This window comes from Nonomuraea sp. NPDC005730, from assembly GCF_040630865.1.
Taxonomy (GTDB): Bacteria; Actinomycetota; Actinomycetes; order Streptosporangiales; family Streptosporangiaceae; genus Nonomuraea.
The window spans coordinates 511,704-527,156 of record NZ_JBEXYK010000001.1 but is presented as its reverse complement, the minus strand read 5'-3'; the positions used below and the strand labels follow the sequence as shown (position 1 = coordinate 527,156).

Genomic DNA, 15,453 nt, shown 5'->3' with positions numbered 1-15,453 from the left:
ACCATACCCACGAGTAGGAGCTCGCCCGCTATGGAGGTAGGCCACACAATGTTCATGCGCATCGACCACATCGGGATCGCCTGCCACGACCTGGAGGAGAAGATCGCCTTCTTCTCGGAGACTTTCGAGCTGACCGTCGTGGCCCGCGAGGTCAACGAGGCGCAGGGCGTCAAGGAGGCGATGCTGCACATCGCCGACGGCGAAGGCGGGGGCTCCTACATCCAGCTGCTGGAACCGCTCTCCGACGACTCGCCCGTAGGAAAATTCCTCGCCAAACGGGGCGAAGGTGTCCACCATGTGGCATTTGGGGTTTCCGACGTCGCCGAGGCCATGACTAAGATCAACGAGAAGGGCGTGAGGGTGCTGGACGAACGTCCGCGTCACGGTTCGATGGGGTCGCAGATCGCGTTCCTGCACCCCAAAGATGTGGGAGGAATGCTCACCGAGTTGGTCCAAGCGGCCTCGCGCTAACAAACGGAAATATCGTTCATAAGTAACTAGTCACGCAGAAAGCTGGACGGGGCCCGAAGGTGGCACCAGCGGAGTACGCTGGCTTCCCACCGGACAGGGAGCCTGCCGCGAGGCACAGGCTCCTGGCTCGGCTGCCCCGAACCCCCCGTCCGGCCCGTGTAGCCGTCTCGACAACCCAGGATCGAGCCTCCATGCAGTCCGACATCGACGCCCAGCTCAACAACTTCTTCGAGGACGCCCCGGCACGCGAGTTCGACGTCGTGCTCAGGGGCTACGACCGGCACCAGGTACACGACCACCTCAAGCAGCTCGACCTGGAGCTACGCCAGTCCAGGGAGCAGGTCACCAACCTGCAGCGCGATCTGTCCGACTCCCAGCGCCAGCTGCAGGAGCAGGAGCGTCCGACGTACTCCGGTCTCGGCGCCCGCATCGAGCAGTTGCTGCGCCTGGCCGAGGAGCAGGCCACCGAGCTCGTGCAGGCCGCCCGGACCGAGGCCAACGAGATCAAGGCCGCCGCCAAGGTCGAGGCCGCCGACCTGCGGGCCGCCGCCGAGGCCGAGGCCGCCGAGAAGCGGGCCCAGGCCACGCGGGAGAGCGACGACATGCGCTCCACCGCCGAGCGGGACGCCGAGGAGATCCGCTCCACCGCCCGCCGCGAGGCCGACGAGCTGACCAACACCACCGAGCGCGAGGCCGCCAAGCTGCGGGCCACCGCCGACCACGAGGTGGCCGAGAAGCGGGCCGACGCCGAGCGCGAGATCGCCAAGCTCCGCACCACCACCGAGCGCGAGGTGGCGCAGCTGCGCGCCTCGACCAAGCGCGAGCGCGACGAGGTGCTGACCACCGCCAAGCGGCAGGCCGACGAGATGCGCGCGCAGGCTCAGCGGGTGCTGGAGGAGTCGGAGGCCAAGCGGGCCCAGGACGAGGCGGAGTTCGAGATCCAGCTCGCCTCCCGCCGGGAGGAGGCCGAGCGCCAGGAGGCCGAGCGCCACGCCACCGCCCAGGCCAACACCCAGAAGATGGTCGCCGAGGCCGAGCAGCGGGCCGCCACGGCCGAGTCGCGCGCCACGAAGGCCACCCAGCAGGCCGAGCAGACCCGCCGCGAGGCCGACCTGCACGCCAAGCAGCTGGTCGCGAACGCCCGCAAGAGCTCCGAGACGGTAATGGCGGAGGCCAAGTCCAGCGCCGAGACGATCGTCACCGAGGCGAAGAACGACGCCGAGCGCACCCGCACCACGATGCAGCGCCAGGTCGACGAGCTGACCAGGCAGCGCGACAGCATCACCAGCCACCTGGCCCAGCTGCGCCAGCTGCTCGGCGGCGCCGCCCTGCCGGGCCTGGAGCCGGAGCCCGCGGTCGCCGCGGCCCCGGCCAAGCCGGCCATCGCCGCGCCGGCCGCCGAGCCGGTCGCGCCGCCCACGACGCCCGCTCCCAAGGTCGAGGCCAAGAGCGAGGACGACGCGGAATGGTGGCAGGAGTGACGGCGGGCTAGACGGGAGACCGCACACGGGGGCAGCGAACGGTTGGAAGAGAGCCTGGTGACCTTGGGTCGCTAGGCTCTCTTTCTGTTTCACCGACACCTCCCGTCCCCCCTAGGAGCCCGCCGTGTCCGCAGAAACCGAGCCCAGGACCGCCGAGGAGGCCGAGGCGCCGCAGGAGTCCGGGGCCACCGAGGAGGCGGCGCCGTACGGGCTGCCGGGCAAGCCGTTCGCCCGCGGGCCGTTCCTGTTCGGGCTGGTGGGCGGGCTGGGCGTGCTGACCGCCATCGCGCTCGCCCAGATGATCGAGAAGTCGCTCAGCACGATCATCCTCATCGTCGTGGCGATGTTCCTGGCCGTGGGCCTCAACCCGGCGGTCGAGGCGTTGCAGCGGCGCGGCCTGGGCAGGCGGCCGGCGATCTCGATCGTGTTCACCGGGGTGGTCGTGGCGTTCGCGCTGTTCGGCCTGGCCGTGGTGCCGCCGGTCAGCCAGCAGTTGTCGGAGTTCATCGCGGCCGTGCCCGGCTACATCACCGACCTGAGCAACCATCCGACGGTCCGCCAGATCGAGGCCGAGTACCACGTGCTGGCGCAGGTGCGCCAGTTCGTGACCAGCACGCTCGGGCCCGCGCTGGCCAGCGGCATCATGGGCGCGGGGCTGGTGGTGCTCAACGGCGTGTTCACCACGGTGACGCTGCTGGTGCTCATGCTGTACTTCCTCGGCTCGCTGCACACGATCAAGGAGTACCTGCTCAAGCTCGTCCCGGCCTCGCGCCGGCCGCGTACGTCGGCCATCACCGAGCAGATCCTCACCGGCATCGGCGGCTACGTCGCGGGCAACGTGCTCATCTCGGTCATCGCGGGCGTGCTGACCTGGATCTTCCTGTCGATCGCCGGGGTGCAGTACGCGCTCGCGCTCGCCCTCGTCGTGGCCCTGACCGACCTGATCCCACTGGTGGGCGCCACGATCGGGGCGGTGCTCGTCACCGGGGTCGCGCTGCTGCAGTCGCTGCCGGCCGGCATCGCCTGCGCCATCTTCTTCGTGGTCTACCAGCAGGTCGAGAACTACTTCATCTACCCCAGGGTGATGAAGCGCTCGGTGGACGTGACGCCCGCCGTGACGGTGATCGCCGCGCTGTTCGGCGGCGCCCTGCTCGGCATCGTCGGAGCGTTGCTGGCGATCCCGGTGGCCGCCGCCATCGCGCTGATCATCCGGGAGATCGTGCTGCCCCGCCAAGCTCGGTCCTGAGGAACTCGGTCACCGTCGCGTTGAACGCCTCCGGCTGCTCGACCGCGCTCAGGTGACCGGCCTTCGGGATGACCTCCAGCCTGCCCTCGGGCGCGGCCCGCGCCATGGCCTCGGCGTCGGCGGGCGGTGACAGCTCGTCCTCCTCCCCCACGACGATCAGCAGGGGCACCTTGAGCTCGCCCAGCGTGCCGAAGGAGTCGGGACGCGCGGCCATGGCCCGTTGCGCCCAGGCCACGGCCCCCGGCGGGGCCGACTGCACCAGGCCCTTGACCCGGCCGAAGACCATGGCCCTGCGTTCCTTGGTCGTGGGCCCGATGAGCGCCGGCAGCACCTCGCTGACCAGCACCTCGCTCCCCTCCTCCAGCACGGCGCGCGCGATGCGTTCCCTGTTGTCCCTGGCGGCGGGCTGGTCGGGGGCGGCCTTGGTGTCGGCCAGGACCACGCCCAGCACCCGGTCGGGATGCCGGCGGCAGAACGCCATGGTCACGTAGCCGCCCATCGACAACCCGCCGACCACCGCCCGGTCGATGCCCTCGTCGTCGAGCAGCCTGGCGACGTCGTCGGCCATCAGATCGAGGGAGGGCTCGTCGTCGCCCAGCCGGGAGCCGCCGAACCCGCGCAGGTCGGGGGTGATGACCCGGCAGACCGTCGACAGCCCTTCGCGCTGGGCCAGCCACATCGCCGACGACAGCGGGAACGCGTGAAGCAGCACAACCGGGAGTCCGCTCCCGGCCGATCTCGTGTAGAGCTGCACGGACCACACGGTAGCCCGGTTCACGTAGACATTCACTTATTGACCTATGCCGGTATACCGCGATAAGCCCGGCCGCTTCCGGACATTGCCCTGCGGTGGTTCCAGCACGCACAATCCTGGCGAGGTGATAGCGATGGCCGGAACCCGTCCCGCCCTCCCCGACGCCACCAACAACGCCTTCCTGCAGGAGGCGTTGAACGAGGTCAACGCCCACCGGGCCAAGCACCACGCGCCCCCGCTCACGATGGACCCGCTGCTGGTCGAGTACGCCAGGTCCAGGGCCGCCTCGCGCTCCGAGCACGAGGGCCTGAGCGCCGGGCACGACGGCCTGCGCGCGGGCACCGGCGAGAGCCTCTTCTGGCACGCCGGGGACGCCACCGCCGGGGACGCCGTCGCCGCCTGGCACGACCGGGCGGGCGGCCACGGCCGGCCGGAGGTCACCGGCGACTTCGGCCGGCTCGTCCGGGCGGGCACCACCAGGATGGGCGCCGGCCGCGTGGCGGGCAACGGCAGCCGGTCCTTCGAGACGTACGTCGTCCTCGTGTTCGAGCCGCCGGGCGAGCCCGGGACCGCCTGAGGCCGCCGGCACACGAGGGCTCAGCCGATCGCGGTGGCCCCGCCGTCGACGAACAGCACCTGCCCGGTCATGTACGCCGACGCCTCCCCCGCCAGGAACACGGCCGGCTGGGCCATCTCCTCCGGCGTGCCCCACCGCCGCATGGGCACGCCCGCGACCGTGGCCGCGGCGGCGGCCTCGTCCTCCCACAGGTTGCGGTTGAGGTCGGTGGCCGTCCAGCCGGGGCACAGGGCGTTCACCCGGACGCCCGCGGGCGCCCACTCGGCCGCCAGCGTCTTGGTCAGGGCCACCAGCCCGGCCTTGGCGGCGGCGTACGGGGCGAGCAGCGGAGCGCCGCGCGCCGCCACCGAGGCCACGTTGATCACCGAGCCGGAGCCGCGGCCCAGCAGGTGGGGCGCGACGGCGTGGCAGACGGCCATGGCGGAGTCGAGGTTGAGCCGCATCAGCTTGTCCCAGCCGGACAGGCGCAGGTCCTTGAACTCGACCAGGAAGTTGGAGCCGCCGGCGTTGTTGACGACGACGTCGAGGTGCCCGAGCCCGTCGATCGAGGCGGCGACGGCCGCGGCGGCGGCCGCGCGGTCGGTGAGGTCGGCCGGGATCACGACGACCCGCCTGCCGAGCGCCTGGACCTCCTTGGCGACCTCGGCGAGGGTCTCGGCCGACCTGCTGACCAGGGCGACGTCGGCGCCCGCCGCGGCGTAGGCGAGCGCGATGGCCCGCCCGATGCCCTTCGACGCCCCGGTGACCAGAGCCGTCCTGCCGGACAGGTCGAACGCGCCCACAGTGCCTCCTCGCTCGGAACCGAACAAGATTCTACAAACCTTGCCCGGCCCGCGCCATGCCCGTACCGCCCCAAATCACGACAGGACGGGCGCCGCGGGCGCGGCCGGGGCCTGCGGTGCGACCGGCAGCCGCGCCCCGCGCGGCAGCAGCGACTCGCACGCCCTGACCGCCGCCCCGTACCTCTCCGACAGCGCGTCCACCCGCTCGCCGTCGATGCTGAGGTTGATCAGCCCGTCCTCGGAGACGGTGACCCCGGGAAAGTCCGGCAGCCCGTGCGCGCGCACGCAGGCGATGAACGCCTTCCCGCCGTCGCCCGGCCCGGTCTCCCCGTACGACGCCCCCGCCCCGCCCGCCACGGCGGCGAAGACCAGGGCGGCCAGGACCACCCGCCTGATGGTCGAACCCTTCATGATGACTCCTCCGTTTCGTCCGACACTCACAGCGAACCCCGCCCCCGGTTACCGCCCGGGAACGACGGCGGTTACCCCGCTGTAACCCCGCTCTGGGCATGCTGGGCGGACCATGAGGGTGCTGATCGTCGAAGACCACGAGGAGCTCGCCCACACCGTGGCCGCCGGCCTGCGCCGCGAGGGCATGGCCGTCGACGTGGCGCTGGACGGGCACGCCGGGCTGGACCGCGCGTCCGTCAACGACTACGACGTGGTCGTGCTCGACCGCGACCTGCCCGGCCTGCACGGCGACGACGTGTGCCGGAGCCTGGCCGCCGGCGGCCATCCGGCGCGTGTGCTGATGCTCACCGCCGCCGGGACCATCGACGACCGGGTGAGCGGGCTGGGCATCGGGGCCGACGACTACCTGCCCAAGCCGTTCGCGTTCGCCGAGCTGGTGGCGAGGATCCGGGCGCTGGCCAGGCGGGCGCGTCCGGCGCTGCCCGCGGTGCTGGTCCACGGCGGGCTGCGGCTCGACCCAGCCACGCGGGTGGCCACCCGCGACGGGCGCCGGCTGGCGCTCAGCCCGAAGGAGTTCGCGGTGCTGGAGTTGCTGCTGTCGGCGGGCGGCGCGGTGGTCTCGGCCGAGCAGCTGCTCGAACGCGGATGGGACGAGTTCGCCGACCCGTTCACCCAGACCGTGAAGGTCACGGTCAGCCGGTTGCGCCGCAAGCTCGGCGATCCGCCGCTGATCGAGACCGTTCCGCAGGCCGGGTACCGGATGGCCGATCCCGCCCGTCCCGCGGGCCGGGCACCGGACCCGGACGGGGGTGTCCCGGCGTGCGGCGGACCGTACGGCTGCGGCTGACGCTGCTCTACAGCGGCCTGTTCCTGGCCGCCGGCCTGCTGCTGGTCGCCCTGATCTACCTGCTGGTCGCGCACTCGCCGGTCCCGGCCGCGCCGGCCGCGCCCGTGCTGCCCGGGGGGCCCGGCCAGGTCCTGCCCGAGCCGCGGGTGGACGTGGCGTACCTGGCCGAGCAGCAGGCGGCCGGACTGCGCAGGCTGCTGGTCAACTCGGTGATCGCCCTCGTGGTCATGGCGTTCGCGTCGGTGTTGCTGGGCCGGTTGACGGCCGGGCGGGTGCTGCGTCCGTTGCGGGACATGACGGCGACCGTCCGGCGCATCACGGCCGACCGGCTCGACCGGCGGCTGGCCGCCTCCGGCCCGGACGACGAGCTGAAGGAGCTGGCCGACACCTTCGACGACCTCCTCGACCGGCTGGAGGCCGCCTTCACCGCGCAACGGCGGTTCGTGGCCAACGCCTCCCACGAGCTGCGCACCCCGCTGACCCTGCAACGCGCCATGGCCGAGGTCGCGCTGGCCGACCCCGGCGCCGGCGCCGCCGAGCTGCGCCACGTCCTCGACCGCCTGCTGGCGGCCGGCCGGCACCAGGAACGGCTCATCGAGGCGCTGCTCGTCCTGGCCAGGAGCCAGCAGGGGCTGGACCACCGGGAGCCGCTGGACCTGGCCGCCGTCGCCGGTCAGGCGCTCGACCGGCGGCCGGACTCACCGCTGCGCGTCGAGGCGGCGCTGCGGCCGGCGCCCGCCTCCGGCGACCGCGCCCTGCTCGAACGCCTGGTCGCGAACCTGCTGGACAACGCGGCGCGGCACAACGTGCCGGACGGCTGGATCTCGGTGGCCACGGACGTGCGGGCGGGCCTGGCCACGCTCAGCGTCGCCAACAGCGGCCCGGTGATCCCGCCCGACCGGGTCGCGACGCTGCTCCAGCCGTTCCAGCGGCTGGCGGGCGGCCGCCGGGCGGTCGGCGACGGGCTGGGGCTCGGCCTGTCGATCGTCGCCGCCGTCGTCCAGGCCCATCACGGCACGCTGGAGGTGGTCGCGCGGCCGCAGGGCGGGCTGGAAGTGACCGTCAGATGTCCGTCGGCAGCGGGTACGCCTCCGGGTTGACCCGCCGGACGATCTCGTTCAGCACGATCCGGACGTAGGGCTCGCCCACCCACAGGTGCTTGGCGCCGTCGACCCCGATGACCTCGGCCTGCGGCACCCTGGCGAAGCGCCGCCGGGCCTCCTCTGGACGCAGGTAGTCGTCGAACTCGGGCACCAGCGCCACCAGCGGCCGGCCGAACCGGCCCCACGCGTCGAGGTCGTCGTCGGTGGCCCTGTGAAGCGGCGGCGAGAGCAGGATCGCCCCCTCGACCAGGGGGTCGTGGGCCCACTTCAGGGTCAGCTCGGTGCCGAAGGACCAGCCCACCACCCACACCCGCGGCAGGTCGTTGAACTCGGCGTACTCCAGCGCCGCCGCCACGTCGAACCGCTCGCCCTCGCCGCCGTCGAACGCGCCCCCGGAGGTGCCGCGTTCGGAGCTGGTGCCGCGCGTGTTGAAGCGCAGCACGGCGAGGTCGGCGAGCGCGGGCAGCCGGTTGGCGGCCTTCTTGTAGACGTGGCTGTCCATGAACCCGCCGTGGGTGGGCAGCGGGTGCAGGGTCACCAGGGTCGCCACGGGCGGCCGGTCGAGGGGCCGGGCCAGCTCGCCGACCAGGGTCAGGCCGTCGCCCGTCTGCAGCTCGATCGGTTCACGCCTGGCGGGCAGCACGGTGGCCGCGCGAATCTCCACGGGGGTCCTCCTAGTAGCGGCTGCGGCCGGGGCCGCGGTCGAGTCTCTTGCGCCAGCAGGCCGGATGCCAGTGGCGGCGCTCCTCGTCGCCGCCCGGCCAGTCGGGCCAGGCGACCAGGTGCGGCCTGCCGCCCAGGATCTCCTGGTCGCAGCCGGGGCAGCGGTAGGTCTTGGTCGAGGACGCGCCCGTGAGCATGCGCACCTTCCAGTCGCCGTCCGGCCATTCCTCCACCTTGTCGTTGCCGGTGGGAAGGCCGAGAGGGCGGGAGTCGTCCCTCCGGCGGGCGCGGCGGGGGCTCATGAGCGGGGGAACTCGCTCACACCGGCCGTGACGAGCTGGTCGAGCAGGGGGGCGGGGGCGAAGGCGGGCTCGCGGTACTCGGCGTAGAGGGCCCTGAGGCCGTCGCGGACCCTGGCCAGGCCGAGGTAGCGCAGCATCTCGAACGGGCCGTCCGGGTAGCCGCAGCCCAGCCGCATGGCGGCGTCGATGTCGGCGATGGAGGCGTATCCGGCGTCGTACATGCGGACGGCGTCGTTGAGGTAGGGGAACAGCAGGGCGTCGGCCACGAACCCGGCCCGGTCCTTGCACGAGACGGGCACCAGACCGGCGACCCGCATCAGGTCGCGCGCCGCCTTGGCGGCCCCGGGCGAGGTGAGCGCGGTGCCGGCCAGCTCGGCCACCTTGTCGCCGACGACGTGCACGCCGACCATCCTGGTGGGGTCGGACAGGCGCACGGCGTGCTCGATCACCGGGCGGTCGGTGCAGCGCAGCACGGTGTCGGGCGCGTCGGACGGCCCGAACCCGGAGGCCGACAACCGCTCGCCGAGCCCGTGGACGTCGGGCCCGTCGATGCCGAACGTGATGACCGTGGACTTCTCCGGCTCCTTGGGCGGCTCCTGCGGCCCGTAGAAACCGTGGCCGCTCTTGCGGCCGAGCCGCCCGGCGGTGACCAGCTCGCGCAGCAGCGGCGAGGGCGCGTGCCGGCGGTCGCGCGTCTCGTCGAACAGCACCTCCATCACCTCGTACGCGGTGTCGAGCCCGATCAGGTCGAGCAGCGCGAACGGCCCCATCGGCAGCCCCACGCCCAGCCGCATCGCGTCGTCGATGCCGTCGCGCGTGGCGATGCCCAGCTCCAGCAGGACGGCGGCGTGGTTCAGATAGGGCAGCAGCAGCCGGTTGACCACGAACCCGGCCCGGTCGCCCGCCGGTACGGCGGTCTTGCCCAGCCGCCCGGCCAGCTCGCAGATCTCCGAGACCACCCCCGGCGCGGTCACCACCGTGCCCACCACCTCGACCAGCCGCATCACCGGCGCCGGGTTGAAGAAGTGCATGCCGACCACGCGCTCGGGACGGCCCGTGGCGGCGGCGACGGCGGTGACCGGCAGCGAGGAGGTGTTGGTGGCCAGCACCGTCTCGGGCTTGCAGACGCGGTCGAGGTCCCGGAACAGCGAGATCTTGAGGTCGAGCACCTCGGGGATCGCCTCGATCACGAGGTCGGCCTCGCGCAGGTCCTCGCGCGAGGTGGTCAGCGTGATGCGCCCCAGGATCTCGGCCCGCTGCGCGGCCGTCAGCTTGCCCCGGTCGGCCGCCCTGGCCGTGGAGCGCTCGACGTGCCCGCGCCCTCTGGCCAGCGCCTCGGCGTCGGCCTCGACACCGATCACCCGAAGCCCGGCACGCGCGAAGACCTCGGCGATCCCGGCGCCCATCGTGCCGAGCCCGACAACTCCCACCGTTTCAAACGCCATGCGACCAGTTTTCCAGAGCCGCTAAGGTGGACCGTCATGCGGCTGGTCATCGCGCGGTGCAGCGTGGATTACATCGGACGGCTCACGGCTCATCTGCCGATGGCGCCGAGGCTCGTCCTCATCAAGGCGGACGGGAGCGTCAGCATTCACGCCGACGACCGCGCCTTCAAACCGCTCAACTGGATGAATCCGCCGTGCAAGCTCAAGGAGGACGGCGAGACCTGGACGGTCACCCACGGCAAGACCGGCGAGAAGCTGGTCCTGACCATGGCGGAGATCATCCACGACTCCAGCCACGAGCTGGGCGTCGACCCCGGCCTGATCAAGGACGGCGTCGAGGCCCACCTCCAGGAGCTGCTGGCCGAGCACATCACGACCCTGGGCGAGGGCTACTCGCTGATCCGCCGCGAGTACATGACGGCCATCGGGCCGGTCGACATCCTGTGCCGCGACGCGCTGGGCGCCACGGTGGCCATCGAGATCAAGCGGCGCGGCGAGATCGACGGTGTCGAGCAGCTCACCCGCTATCTGGAGCTGCTCAACCGCGATCCGCTGCTCGCGCCGGTGCGCGGGGTGTTCGCGGCCCAGGAGATCAAGCCGCAGGCGCGCGTGCTGGCCACCGACCGGGGCATCGACTGCGTCACCCTCGACTACGCCGCCCTGCGGGGCATCGAGCCGGAGAACCCGACCCTCTTCTAGCGCTCCCGGCCTCGTTGCGGGCCGGGACTTCCCATGGCCTGACGTTCCTGTATTGACACGTCTATCATGGACGTTCTAGTTTCGACATATCGAGATTGGAGTGTTCATGGACGTTCCCGCGTACCTCAGCGGCGACCTGGCGCCCGTACCCGACGAGATCGAGGCGCGCGACCTGGAGGTCACGGGCGCGCTGCCCGCCGAGCTGACCGGGCGCTACTTCCGCAACGGGCCCAATCCACGGCCGGGCGAGGATCCCGGCCACTGGTTCGCCGGGCACGGCATGCTGCACGGCGTCCGGCTGCGGGACGGGCGGGCCGAGTGGTACCGCAACCGGTGGGTGCGGACCAGCAAGTTCACCGACGACGCGCCGTTCGTCTCCGACACCGGCGTCGACCTCGCCGCCGTGACCGCCAACACGCACGTCGTCCGGCACGCCGGACGCATCCTGGCGCTGGTGGAGAACGGCCTGCCGCACGAGGTGACGCCCGAGCTGGCCACCGTGGGCCCGTGCGACTTCGGCGGACGGCTGGCCACCGCGATGACCGCCCACCCCAAGCACGACCCGCTCACCGGCGAGCTGCACTTCTTCGGCTACGGGTACTTCCCGCCGTTCCTCACCTACCACCGGCTCTCGGCCGCCGGCGAGCTGGTGGAGAGCAGGGAGATCGAGGTGCCGGGGCCGACGATGATGCACGACTTCGCCGTCACCGAACATCACCTGCTCTGGCTGGACCTGCCGGTGGTGTTCGACCTGAACCGCCGCGGCATGCCGTACGCCTGGGAGGACGACTACGGCGCCAGGATCGGCGTCACCCCCCGGACGGGCGGCCCGACCCGCTGGTTCGACGTCGACCCCTGCTACGTGTTCCATGTCGGCAACGCCTGGGAGGACGAGCGGGGGCGCGTCGTCCTGAACGCCGCCCGCTACTCCCCCGGCGCGTGGTCCGCCGTCTGGAAGCAGATCGGCGGCACCGCCGACCCGGCCCGGCACGCGGGCGCCGCCGGCGCGGCCGCCCTGCACCGCTGGACCCTCGACCCGGCCACCGGCACGGCGACGGAGGAGGCGCTGGACGACCGCGGCGTGGAGTTCCCCACGTTCAACGAGGACCTGCTCGGCCGGCCCAGCCGCCACCTCTACACGGTGGGCGCCGACGCCGTCGTCAAGTACGACCTGCGCGACGGCTCCGCCCAGGTCAGGAAGACCGGCGGCGCCACCGGCGAGGCCGTGTTCGTGCCGGCCGAGGGCGCCACGGGCGAGGACGAGGGGTGGCTGCTGTCGATCGTCACCTCCGGGGAGTCGTCCGAGCTGCTGGTGCTGGACGCGAGCGACCTGTCCGACGTCGCGTCGGTGCGGCTGCCCAGGCGGGTGCCGGCGGGCTTCCACGGCTCGTGGTTCGCGGAGGGCTGACCGGTGGAGATCAGGCCGTCCGGCGACTTCGACGCCGCAGGCGGGGCGCTGGCCAGGGCCTTCCACGACGATCCGGTGGTCGGGTGGCTGCTGCCCGGCGGCCGCGGCGCGGCGGGGATGTTCGCCACGATCGCCCGGCACATGCACGCATTCACCGACACGGCGCTCAGCGGGGGCGGCGCCGTGGCGGGGGTCGCGCTGTGGGACCCACCGGGCCACCGGCCCGACGCGGAGGCGGCCGTGCCCGGCCTGCTGGCGGCCATGGGTGACCGGGTGCGCCAGGGCCTGCTGCTGGAGGAGGAGTTCGCCCGGCACAAGCCCGGCGGCCCCTACTGGTACCTGGCCCAGCTCGGCACCGTGCCCGAGCTCCAGGGCACCGGCGTGGGCGGCGCGCTGCTGCGCGCGGGCCTGGCCAGGTGCGGCGGCCTGCCCGTCTACCTGGAGAGCAGCAAGGAGTCGAACGTGCCCTTCTACGAGCGGTTCGGGTTCGCGGTCACCGACCGGTTCACGCTGCCGGACGGGCCGCCGGTGTGGGGGATGCTGCGCCCACCCCGGAGCTAGTAAGCGACGGCTTACCGGTTTATCGTGACGCCATGACCACGCTGACGTTCGACTCACTGAACCCGGCTACCGGCGAGGTCGTCGGCAGTCACCCCAAGAACGACGCCCAGGCCGTGCACGAGGCCGTGGCCAGGGCAGAGACGGCCGCGGAGTGGTGGGCGGCCCTGCCCGCGGGCGAGCGCAGGCGCCGCCTGCTCGACTACAAGGCGGTCATCACGCGGCGCCTGCGGGAGCTGGCCGCGCTGGTGCACGAGGAGACCGGCAAGCCCGTGGGCGACGCCACGCTGGAGATCGTGCTGGCCGTCACGCATCTCGACTGGGCGGCCCGCAACGCCGCCAAGGTGCTGGGCCGCCGCCGCGTGGCGACCGGCATGCTGGGCCTCAACCTGGCCGCCACCCTGGAGTACCTGCCGCTCGGCGTGGTCGGCGTGATCGGCCCGTGGAACTACCCGGTGTTCACCCCCATGGGGTCCATCGCGTACGCGCTGGCCGCCGGCAACGCGGTCGTGTTCAAGCCCAGCGAGCTCACCCCTGGCGTGGGCGTGCGGCTGGCGGAGCTGTTCGCCGAGTCGGTGCCCGAGCAGCCGGTGCTGCAGACGGTGACCGGGCTCGGCGAGACCGGCGCGGCGCTGGCCGCCGACCCCCGGGTGCGGAAGGTGGCCTTCACCGGCTCGACCGCCACCGCCAAGCGGGTCATGGCGGCGTGCGCGGAGAACCTCACGCCGATCGTGGCCGAGTGCGGCGGCAAGGACGCCTTCATCGTGGACGCCGACGCCGACCTGCCCGCCGCGGCCGACGCCTGCCTGTGGGGCGCGATGTCGAACGCGGGCCAGACCTGCGCGGGCGTCGAGCGGGTCTACGTGGTGGACGCGGTGTACGAGCCGTTCATGCGGGAGTTGTCGGAGCGCGCCGCCCGGGTCAGGGCCGGCCAGGACTACGGCCCGATCACCATGCCCGCCCAGATCGACATCATCCGGCGGCACATCGACGACGCCACCAAGTCCGGAACAGTGGTGACCGGCGGCCCCGGCTCGGTACGGGCGCCGTTCGTCGACCCGGTCATCGTGGCGGACGTGCCCGAGGACTCCCCGGCCGTGCGCGAGGAGACGTTCGGGCCGACGATCACCGTCCGGCGCACCCGCGACGCGCAGGAGGCGCTGGAGCTGGCCAACGCCTCGGCGTACGGGCTGGCGGGCACGATCTTCTCGCGGAACGCCCGCCGGGCGACGCAGCTCGCACGCGCGATGCGTACCGGGATGACCGCCGTCAACTCGGTCATCTCCTTCGCCGGGGTGCCCGCGCTGCCGTTCGGCGGGATCGGCGACTCGGGGTTCGGCCGCATCCACGGAGCCGACGGTCTACGCGAGTTCACCAGGCCGAAGGCGGTCTCCCGCCAGCGCTTCGCCCTGCCCGGCATGAACCTGACCTCGTTCAGGAGGGGGTCCGACGAGCTTGAGCGACTGATCAGGCTTGTCACGTTCTTGCACGGACGACGTAAAAGATAATCATCGCGCTCTTTCCCAAATCCGATCATCCGTCCATAATTGTGTGCTCTGGGGGCCACGATCATGTTGGACGGGTGGAATGTGAACCGGTCTTACCGGGGAATGTCGGCTGAGCAAAGGCTGGCGGACAGACGCGAGCGGCTGATGACGGCCGCCTACACGCTATACGCGAAACCAGGTTTCGCGGCGACGACCATCGAAAGATTGTGCTCGGAGGCGCGGATCTCCAACCGCGCCTTCTACGAATGTTTCGGCGGCCGGGAGGAGTTGCTCCAGGCGCTGCACGAGCGGTGCGTGGAGGAAAGCCTCGCGGTTGTGGCCAAAGCGTTACAGGAGGCGCCGGGCACGCTTGACGGAAGAGTCAAGGCGGGGATTCGCGCCTATATCGAGTTCGCCGCCGCCGACTGGCGGCGGGCCCGCATCATGCACCTGGAGGTCCGCAGGTCGGGTGACGTCCTGACAGCCTCGCGTCAGCGGGCGGTGGACTCCTTCGCCCGGCTCGTGGAGGAGGCGTCGGCGGATTTCCCGCAGGCCCGCTCACTGAATCGGCGGCTGGTGGCACTTGGCGTAATTGGCGCCCTGCAAGAGCTGCTGATCGAATGGATACTGGCCGACCAGCAGCCGGACATCGACGATCTGGTCGAGGTGGCGGTGCACATCTTCATCCGCAGCCTCAGTCCGTCGTGACCCGCCGATTACCCGCAGTGATGTGGTCACAGAATAATCACTTTCACAGTTCTTTCCGAGTGGCCACGCCCGTGATAGAGGTCCAGCCGAAATCTACATTCCCTCTATATTCGGCTCGTGAAAGGGCACGGGCGACGGCTGATCGGCGCCCGGCCCCGATATGTGACCTCAGGCCACCGCGGCCGCGGGAACCTCGACGTGCAGGACCCGATTCAGCCGGGTCACCGCCAGGATCCGCATGATCCGCGGGGGCACCCCCCGAAGAACGAGGCGGCGTTGCACGCTGATCGCGCGCCGATGCGCTCCGACCAGCACCCCGAGCCCGGTGGCGTCGATCATCTCCAGCTTGGAGAGGTCGAGGATGAGGTCGCCCTCGCCGGCGTCGAGCGCGGCGTGCAGCCGCTCGCGCACGCCGGCCGACGTGCCGGCGTCGAGCCGGGCGCCGATCCGCACCGTCTGGCCTCGTGGATTGCGCCGGACGCGCATGCCACCTCCTCAATCACGCACACGG

At 72.0% G+C, this 15,453-nt stretch carries 17 protein-coding genes and 1 pseudogene; 11 read left to right on the top strand and 7 right to left on the bottom strand.

What is annotated here, in order from left to right:
- Window positions 1–48 precede the first annotated feature (48 nt).
- From mce to ABZ444_RS02445, 3 genes are all read left to right on the top strand, one after another.
- The gene (gene mce / locus ABZ444_RS02455) at window positions 49–471 is read left to right on the top strand and encodes a methylmalonyl-CoA epimerase (RefSeq protein WP_352350044.1); all 423 of its coding nucleotides are present in this window, start codon (window positions 49–51) and stop codon (window positions 469–471) included.
- Window positions 472–662: 191 nt separating this feature from the next.
- Window positions 663–1,952, top strand: a complete 1,290-nt coding sequence (locus ABZ444_RS02450) for a DivIVA domain-containing protein (protein WP_357991516.1) — start codon at window positions 663–665, stop codon at window positions 1,950–1,952.
- A 124-nt stretch (window positions 1,953–2,076) separates the two neighbouring features.
- On the top strand, window positions 2,077–3,198 hold the full coding sequence (locus ABZ444_RS02445; RefSeq protein ID WP_357991514.1) for an AI-2E family transporter: 1,122 nt from the start codon (window positions 2,077–2,079) through the stop codon (window positions 3,196–3,198).
- Here ABZ444_RS02445 and ABZ444_RS02440 read toward each other — a convergent pair.
- Window positions 3,158–3,910, bottom strand: coding sequence for an alpha/beta fold hydrolase (locus ABZ444_RS02440; RefSeq protein ID WP_357991511.1), 753 nt, complete (start codon window positions 3,908–3,910; stop codon window positions 3,158–3,160). The two genes, ABZ444_RS02445 and ABZ444_RS02440, sit on opposite strands and share 41 nt — an antisense overlap.
- 175 nt (window positions 3,911–4,085) lie before the next feature.
- On the opposite strand from ABZ444_RS02440, the gene ABZ444_RS02435 reads away from it, so the two are divergent.
- Window positions 4,086–4,529: a CAP domain-containing protein gene (locus ABZ444_RS02435; protein ID WP_357991508.1), complete on the top strand. Its 444-nt coding sequence runs from the start codon at window positions 4,086–4,088 to the stop codon at window positions 4,527–4,529.
- Window positions 4,530–4,549: 20 nt separating this feature from the next.
- Here ABZ444_RS02435 and ABZ444_RS02430 read toward each other — a convergent pair whose 3' ends face one another.
- Both ABZ444_RS02430 and ABZ444_RS02425 read right to left on the bottom strand, forming a co-directional pair.
- Window positions 4,550–5,311: an SDR family NAD(P)-dependent oxidoreductase gene (locus ABZ444_RS02430; RefSeq protein WP_357991505.1), complete on the bottom strand. Its 762-nt coding sequence runs from the start codon at window positions 5,309–5,311 to the stop codon at window positions 4,550–4,552.
- Between the two features lie 75 nt (window positions 5,312–5,386).
- Window positions 5,387–5,722, bottom strand: a complete 336-nt coding sequence (locus ABZ444_RS02425) for a hypothetical protein (protein ID WP_357991502.1) — start codon at window positions 5,720–5,722, stop codon at window positions 5,387–5,389.
- Between the two features lie 112 nt (window positions 5,723–5,834).
- Here ABZ444_RS02425 and ABZ444_RS02420 point away from each other — a divergent pair.
- Together ABZ444_RS02420 and ABZ444_RS02415 are read left to right on the top strand one after the other, a co-directional pair.
- A pseudogene (locus tag ABZ444_RS02420) lies at window positions 5,835–6,485 on the top strand (response regulator transcription factor); the annotation flags it as partial.
- 56 nt (window positions 6,486–6,541) lie between these two features.
- On the top strand, window positions 6,542–7,669 hold the full coding sequence (locus ABZ444_RS02415; protein ID WP_357991499.1) for an ATP-binding protein: 1,128 nt from the start codon (window positions 6,542–6,544) through the stop codon (window positions 7,667–7,669).
- Here the strand turns inward: ABZ444_RS02415 and ABZ444_RS02410 are convergent.
- From ABZ444_RS02410 to ABZ444_RS02400, 3 genes are read right to left on the bottom strand one after another with little or no spacing between them, the layout of a single operon-like run.
- The gene (locus tag ABZ444_RS02410; RefSeq protein WP_357971072.1) at window positions 7,632–8,336 is read right to left on the bottom strand and encodes an alpha/beta hydrolase; all 705 of its coding nucleotides are present in this window, start codon (window positions 8,334–8,336) and stop codon (window positions 7,632–7,634) included. The genes ABZ444_RS02415 and ABZ444_RS02410 overlap by 38 nt on opposite strands.
- 10 nt (window positions 8,337–8,346) lie before the next feature.
- On the bottom strand, window positions 8,347–8,637 hold the full coding sequence (locus ABZ444_RS02405; protein ID WP_357971071.1) for an ATP/GTP-binding protein: 291 nt from the start codon (window positions 8,635–8,637) through the stop codon (window positions 8,347–8,349).
- Window positions 8,634–10,082 (bottom strand): 3-hydroxybutyryl-CoA dehydrogenase, encoded by a 1,449-nt coding sequence (locus ABZ444_RS02400; protein WP_357991496.1) that lies wholly within the window; start codon window positions 10,080–10,082, stop codon window positions 8,634–8,636. The genes ABZ444_RS02405 and ABZ444_RS02400 overlap by 4 nt, the downstream gene beginning before the upstream one ends.
- A 36-nt stretch (window positions 10,083–10,118) precedes the next feature.
- On the opposite strand from ABZ444_RS02400, the gene nucS reads away from it, so the two are divergent.
- The 5 genes from nucS to ABZ444_RS02375 all read left to right on the top strand — a co-directional run bounded on the left by nucS (window position 10,119) and on the right by ABZ444_RS02375 (window position 14,942).
- Window positions 10,119–10,781 carry an endonuclease NucS gene (gene nucS, locus ABZ444_RS02395; protein WP_357971069.1) on the top strand — a complete coding sequence of 221 codons (663 nt, stop codon included), beginning with the start codon at window positions 10,119–10,121 and terminating at the stop codon, window positions 10,779–10,781.
- A 106-nt stretch (window positions 10,782–10,887) separates the two neighbouring features.
- Window positions 10,888–12,189, top strand: coding sequence for a carotenoid oxygenase family protein (locus ABZ444_RS02390; protein ID WP_357991493.1), 1,302 nt, complete (start codon window positions 10,888–10,890; stop codon window positions 12,187–12,189).
- A 3-nt stretch (window positions 12,190–12,192) separates the two neighbouring features.
- Entirely contained in the window at window positions 12,193–12,750 is a 558-nt protein-coding gene (locus ABZ444_RS02385; RefSeq protein ID WP_357991490.1) for a GNAT family N-acetyltransferase, read from the top strand.
- Between the two features lie 32 nt (window positions 12,751–12,782).
- Window positions 12,783–14,255 (top strand): aldehyde dehydrogenase family protein, encoded by a 1,473-nt coding sequence (locus ABZ444_RS02380; protein ID WP_357991487.1) that lies wholly within the window; start codon window positions 12,783–12,785, stop codon window positions 14,253–14,255.
- A 144-nt stretch (window positions 14,256–14,399) separates the two neighbouring features.
- On the top strand, window positions 14,400–14,942 hold the full coding sequence (locus tag ABZ444_RS02375) for a TetR/AcrR family transcriptional regulator (protein WP_357971065.1): 543 nt from the start codon (window positions 14,400–14,402) through the stop codon (window positions 14,940–14,942).
- 168 nt (window positions 14,943–15,110) lie between these two features.
- Here ABZ444_RS02375 and ABZ444_RS02370 read toward each other — a convergent pair whose 3' ends face one another.
- Window positions 15,111–15,428: an STAS domain-containing protein gene (locus ABZ444_RS02370; RefSeq protein ID WP_352324282.1), complete on the bottom strand. Its 318-nt coding sequence runs from the start codon at window positions 15,426–15,428 to the stop codon at window positions 15,111–15,113.
- Window positions 15,429–15,453 lie beyond the last annotated feature (25 nt).

Coding starts and splice junctions, on each gene's coding strand:
- mce (WP_352350044.1), top strand. CDS start 49: ATGTTCATGCGCATCGACCACATCGGGATCGCCTGCCACGACCTGGAG.
- ABZ444_RS02450 (WP_357991516.1), top strand. CDS start 663: ATGCAGTCCGACATCGACGCCCAGCTCAACAACTTCTTCGAGGACGCC.
- ABZ444_RS02435 (WP_357991508.1), top strand. CDS start 4,086: ATGGCCGGAACCCGTCCCGCCCTCCCCGACGCCACCAACAACGCCTTC.
- ABZ444_RS02425 (WP_357991502.1), bottom strand. CDS start 5,722: ATGAAGGGTTCGACCATCAGGCGGGTGGTCCTGGCCGCCCTGGTCTTC.
- ABZ444_RS02405 (WP_357971071.1), bottom strand. CDS start 8,637: ATGAGCCCCCGCCGCGCCCGCCGGAGGGACGACTCCCGCCCTCTCGGC.
- ABZ444_RS02400 (WP_357991496.1), bottom strand. CDS start 10,082: ATGGCGTTTGAAACGGTGGGAGTTGTCGGGCTCGGCACGATGGGCGCC.
- nucS (WP_357971069.1), top strand. CDS start 10,119: ATGCGGCTGGTCATCGCGCGGTGCAGCGTGGATTACATCGGACGGCTC.
- ABZ444_RS02390 (WP_357991493.1), top strand. CDS start 10,888: ATGGACGTTCCCGCGTACCTCAGCGGCGACCTGGCGCCCGTACCCGAC.
- ABZ444_RS02380 (WP_357991487.1), top strand. CDS start 12,783: ATGACCACGCTGACGTTCGACTCACTGAACCCGGCTACCGGCGAGGTC.
- ABZ444_RS02375 (WP_357971065.1), top strand. CDS start 14,400: ATGACGGCCGCCTACACGCTATACGCGAAACCAGGTTTCGCGGCGACG.
- ABZ444_RS02370 (WP_352324282.1), bottom strand. CDS start 15,428: ATGCGCGTCCGGCGCAATCCACGAGGCCAGACGGTGCGGATCGGCGCC.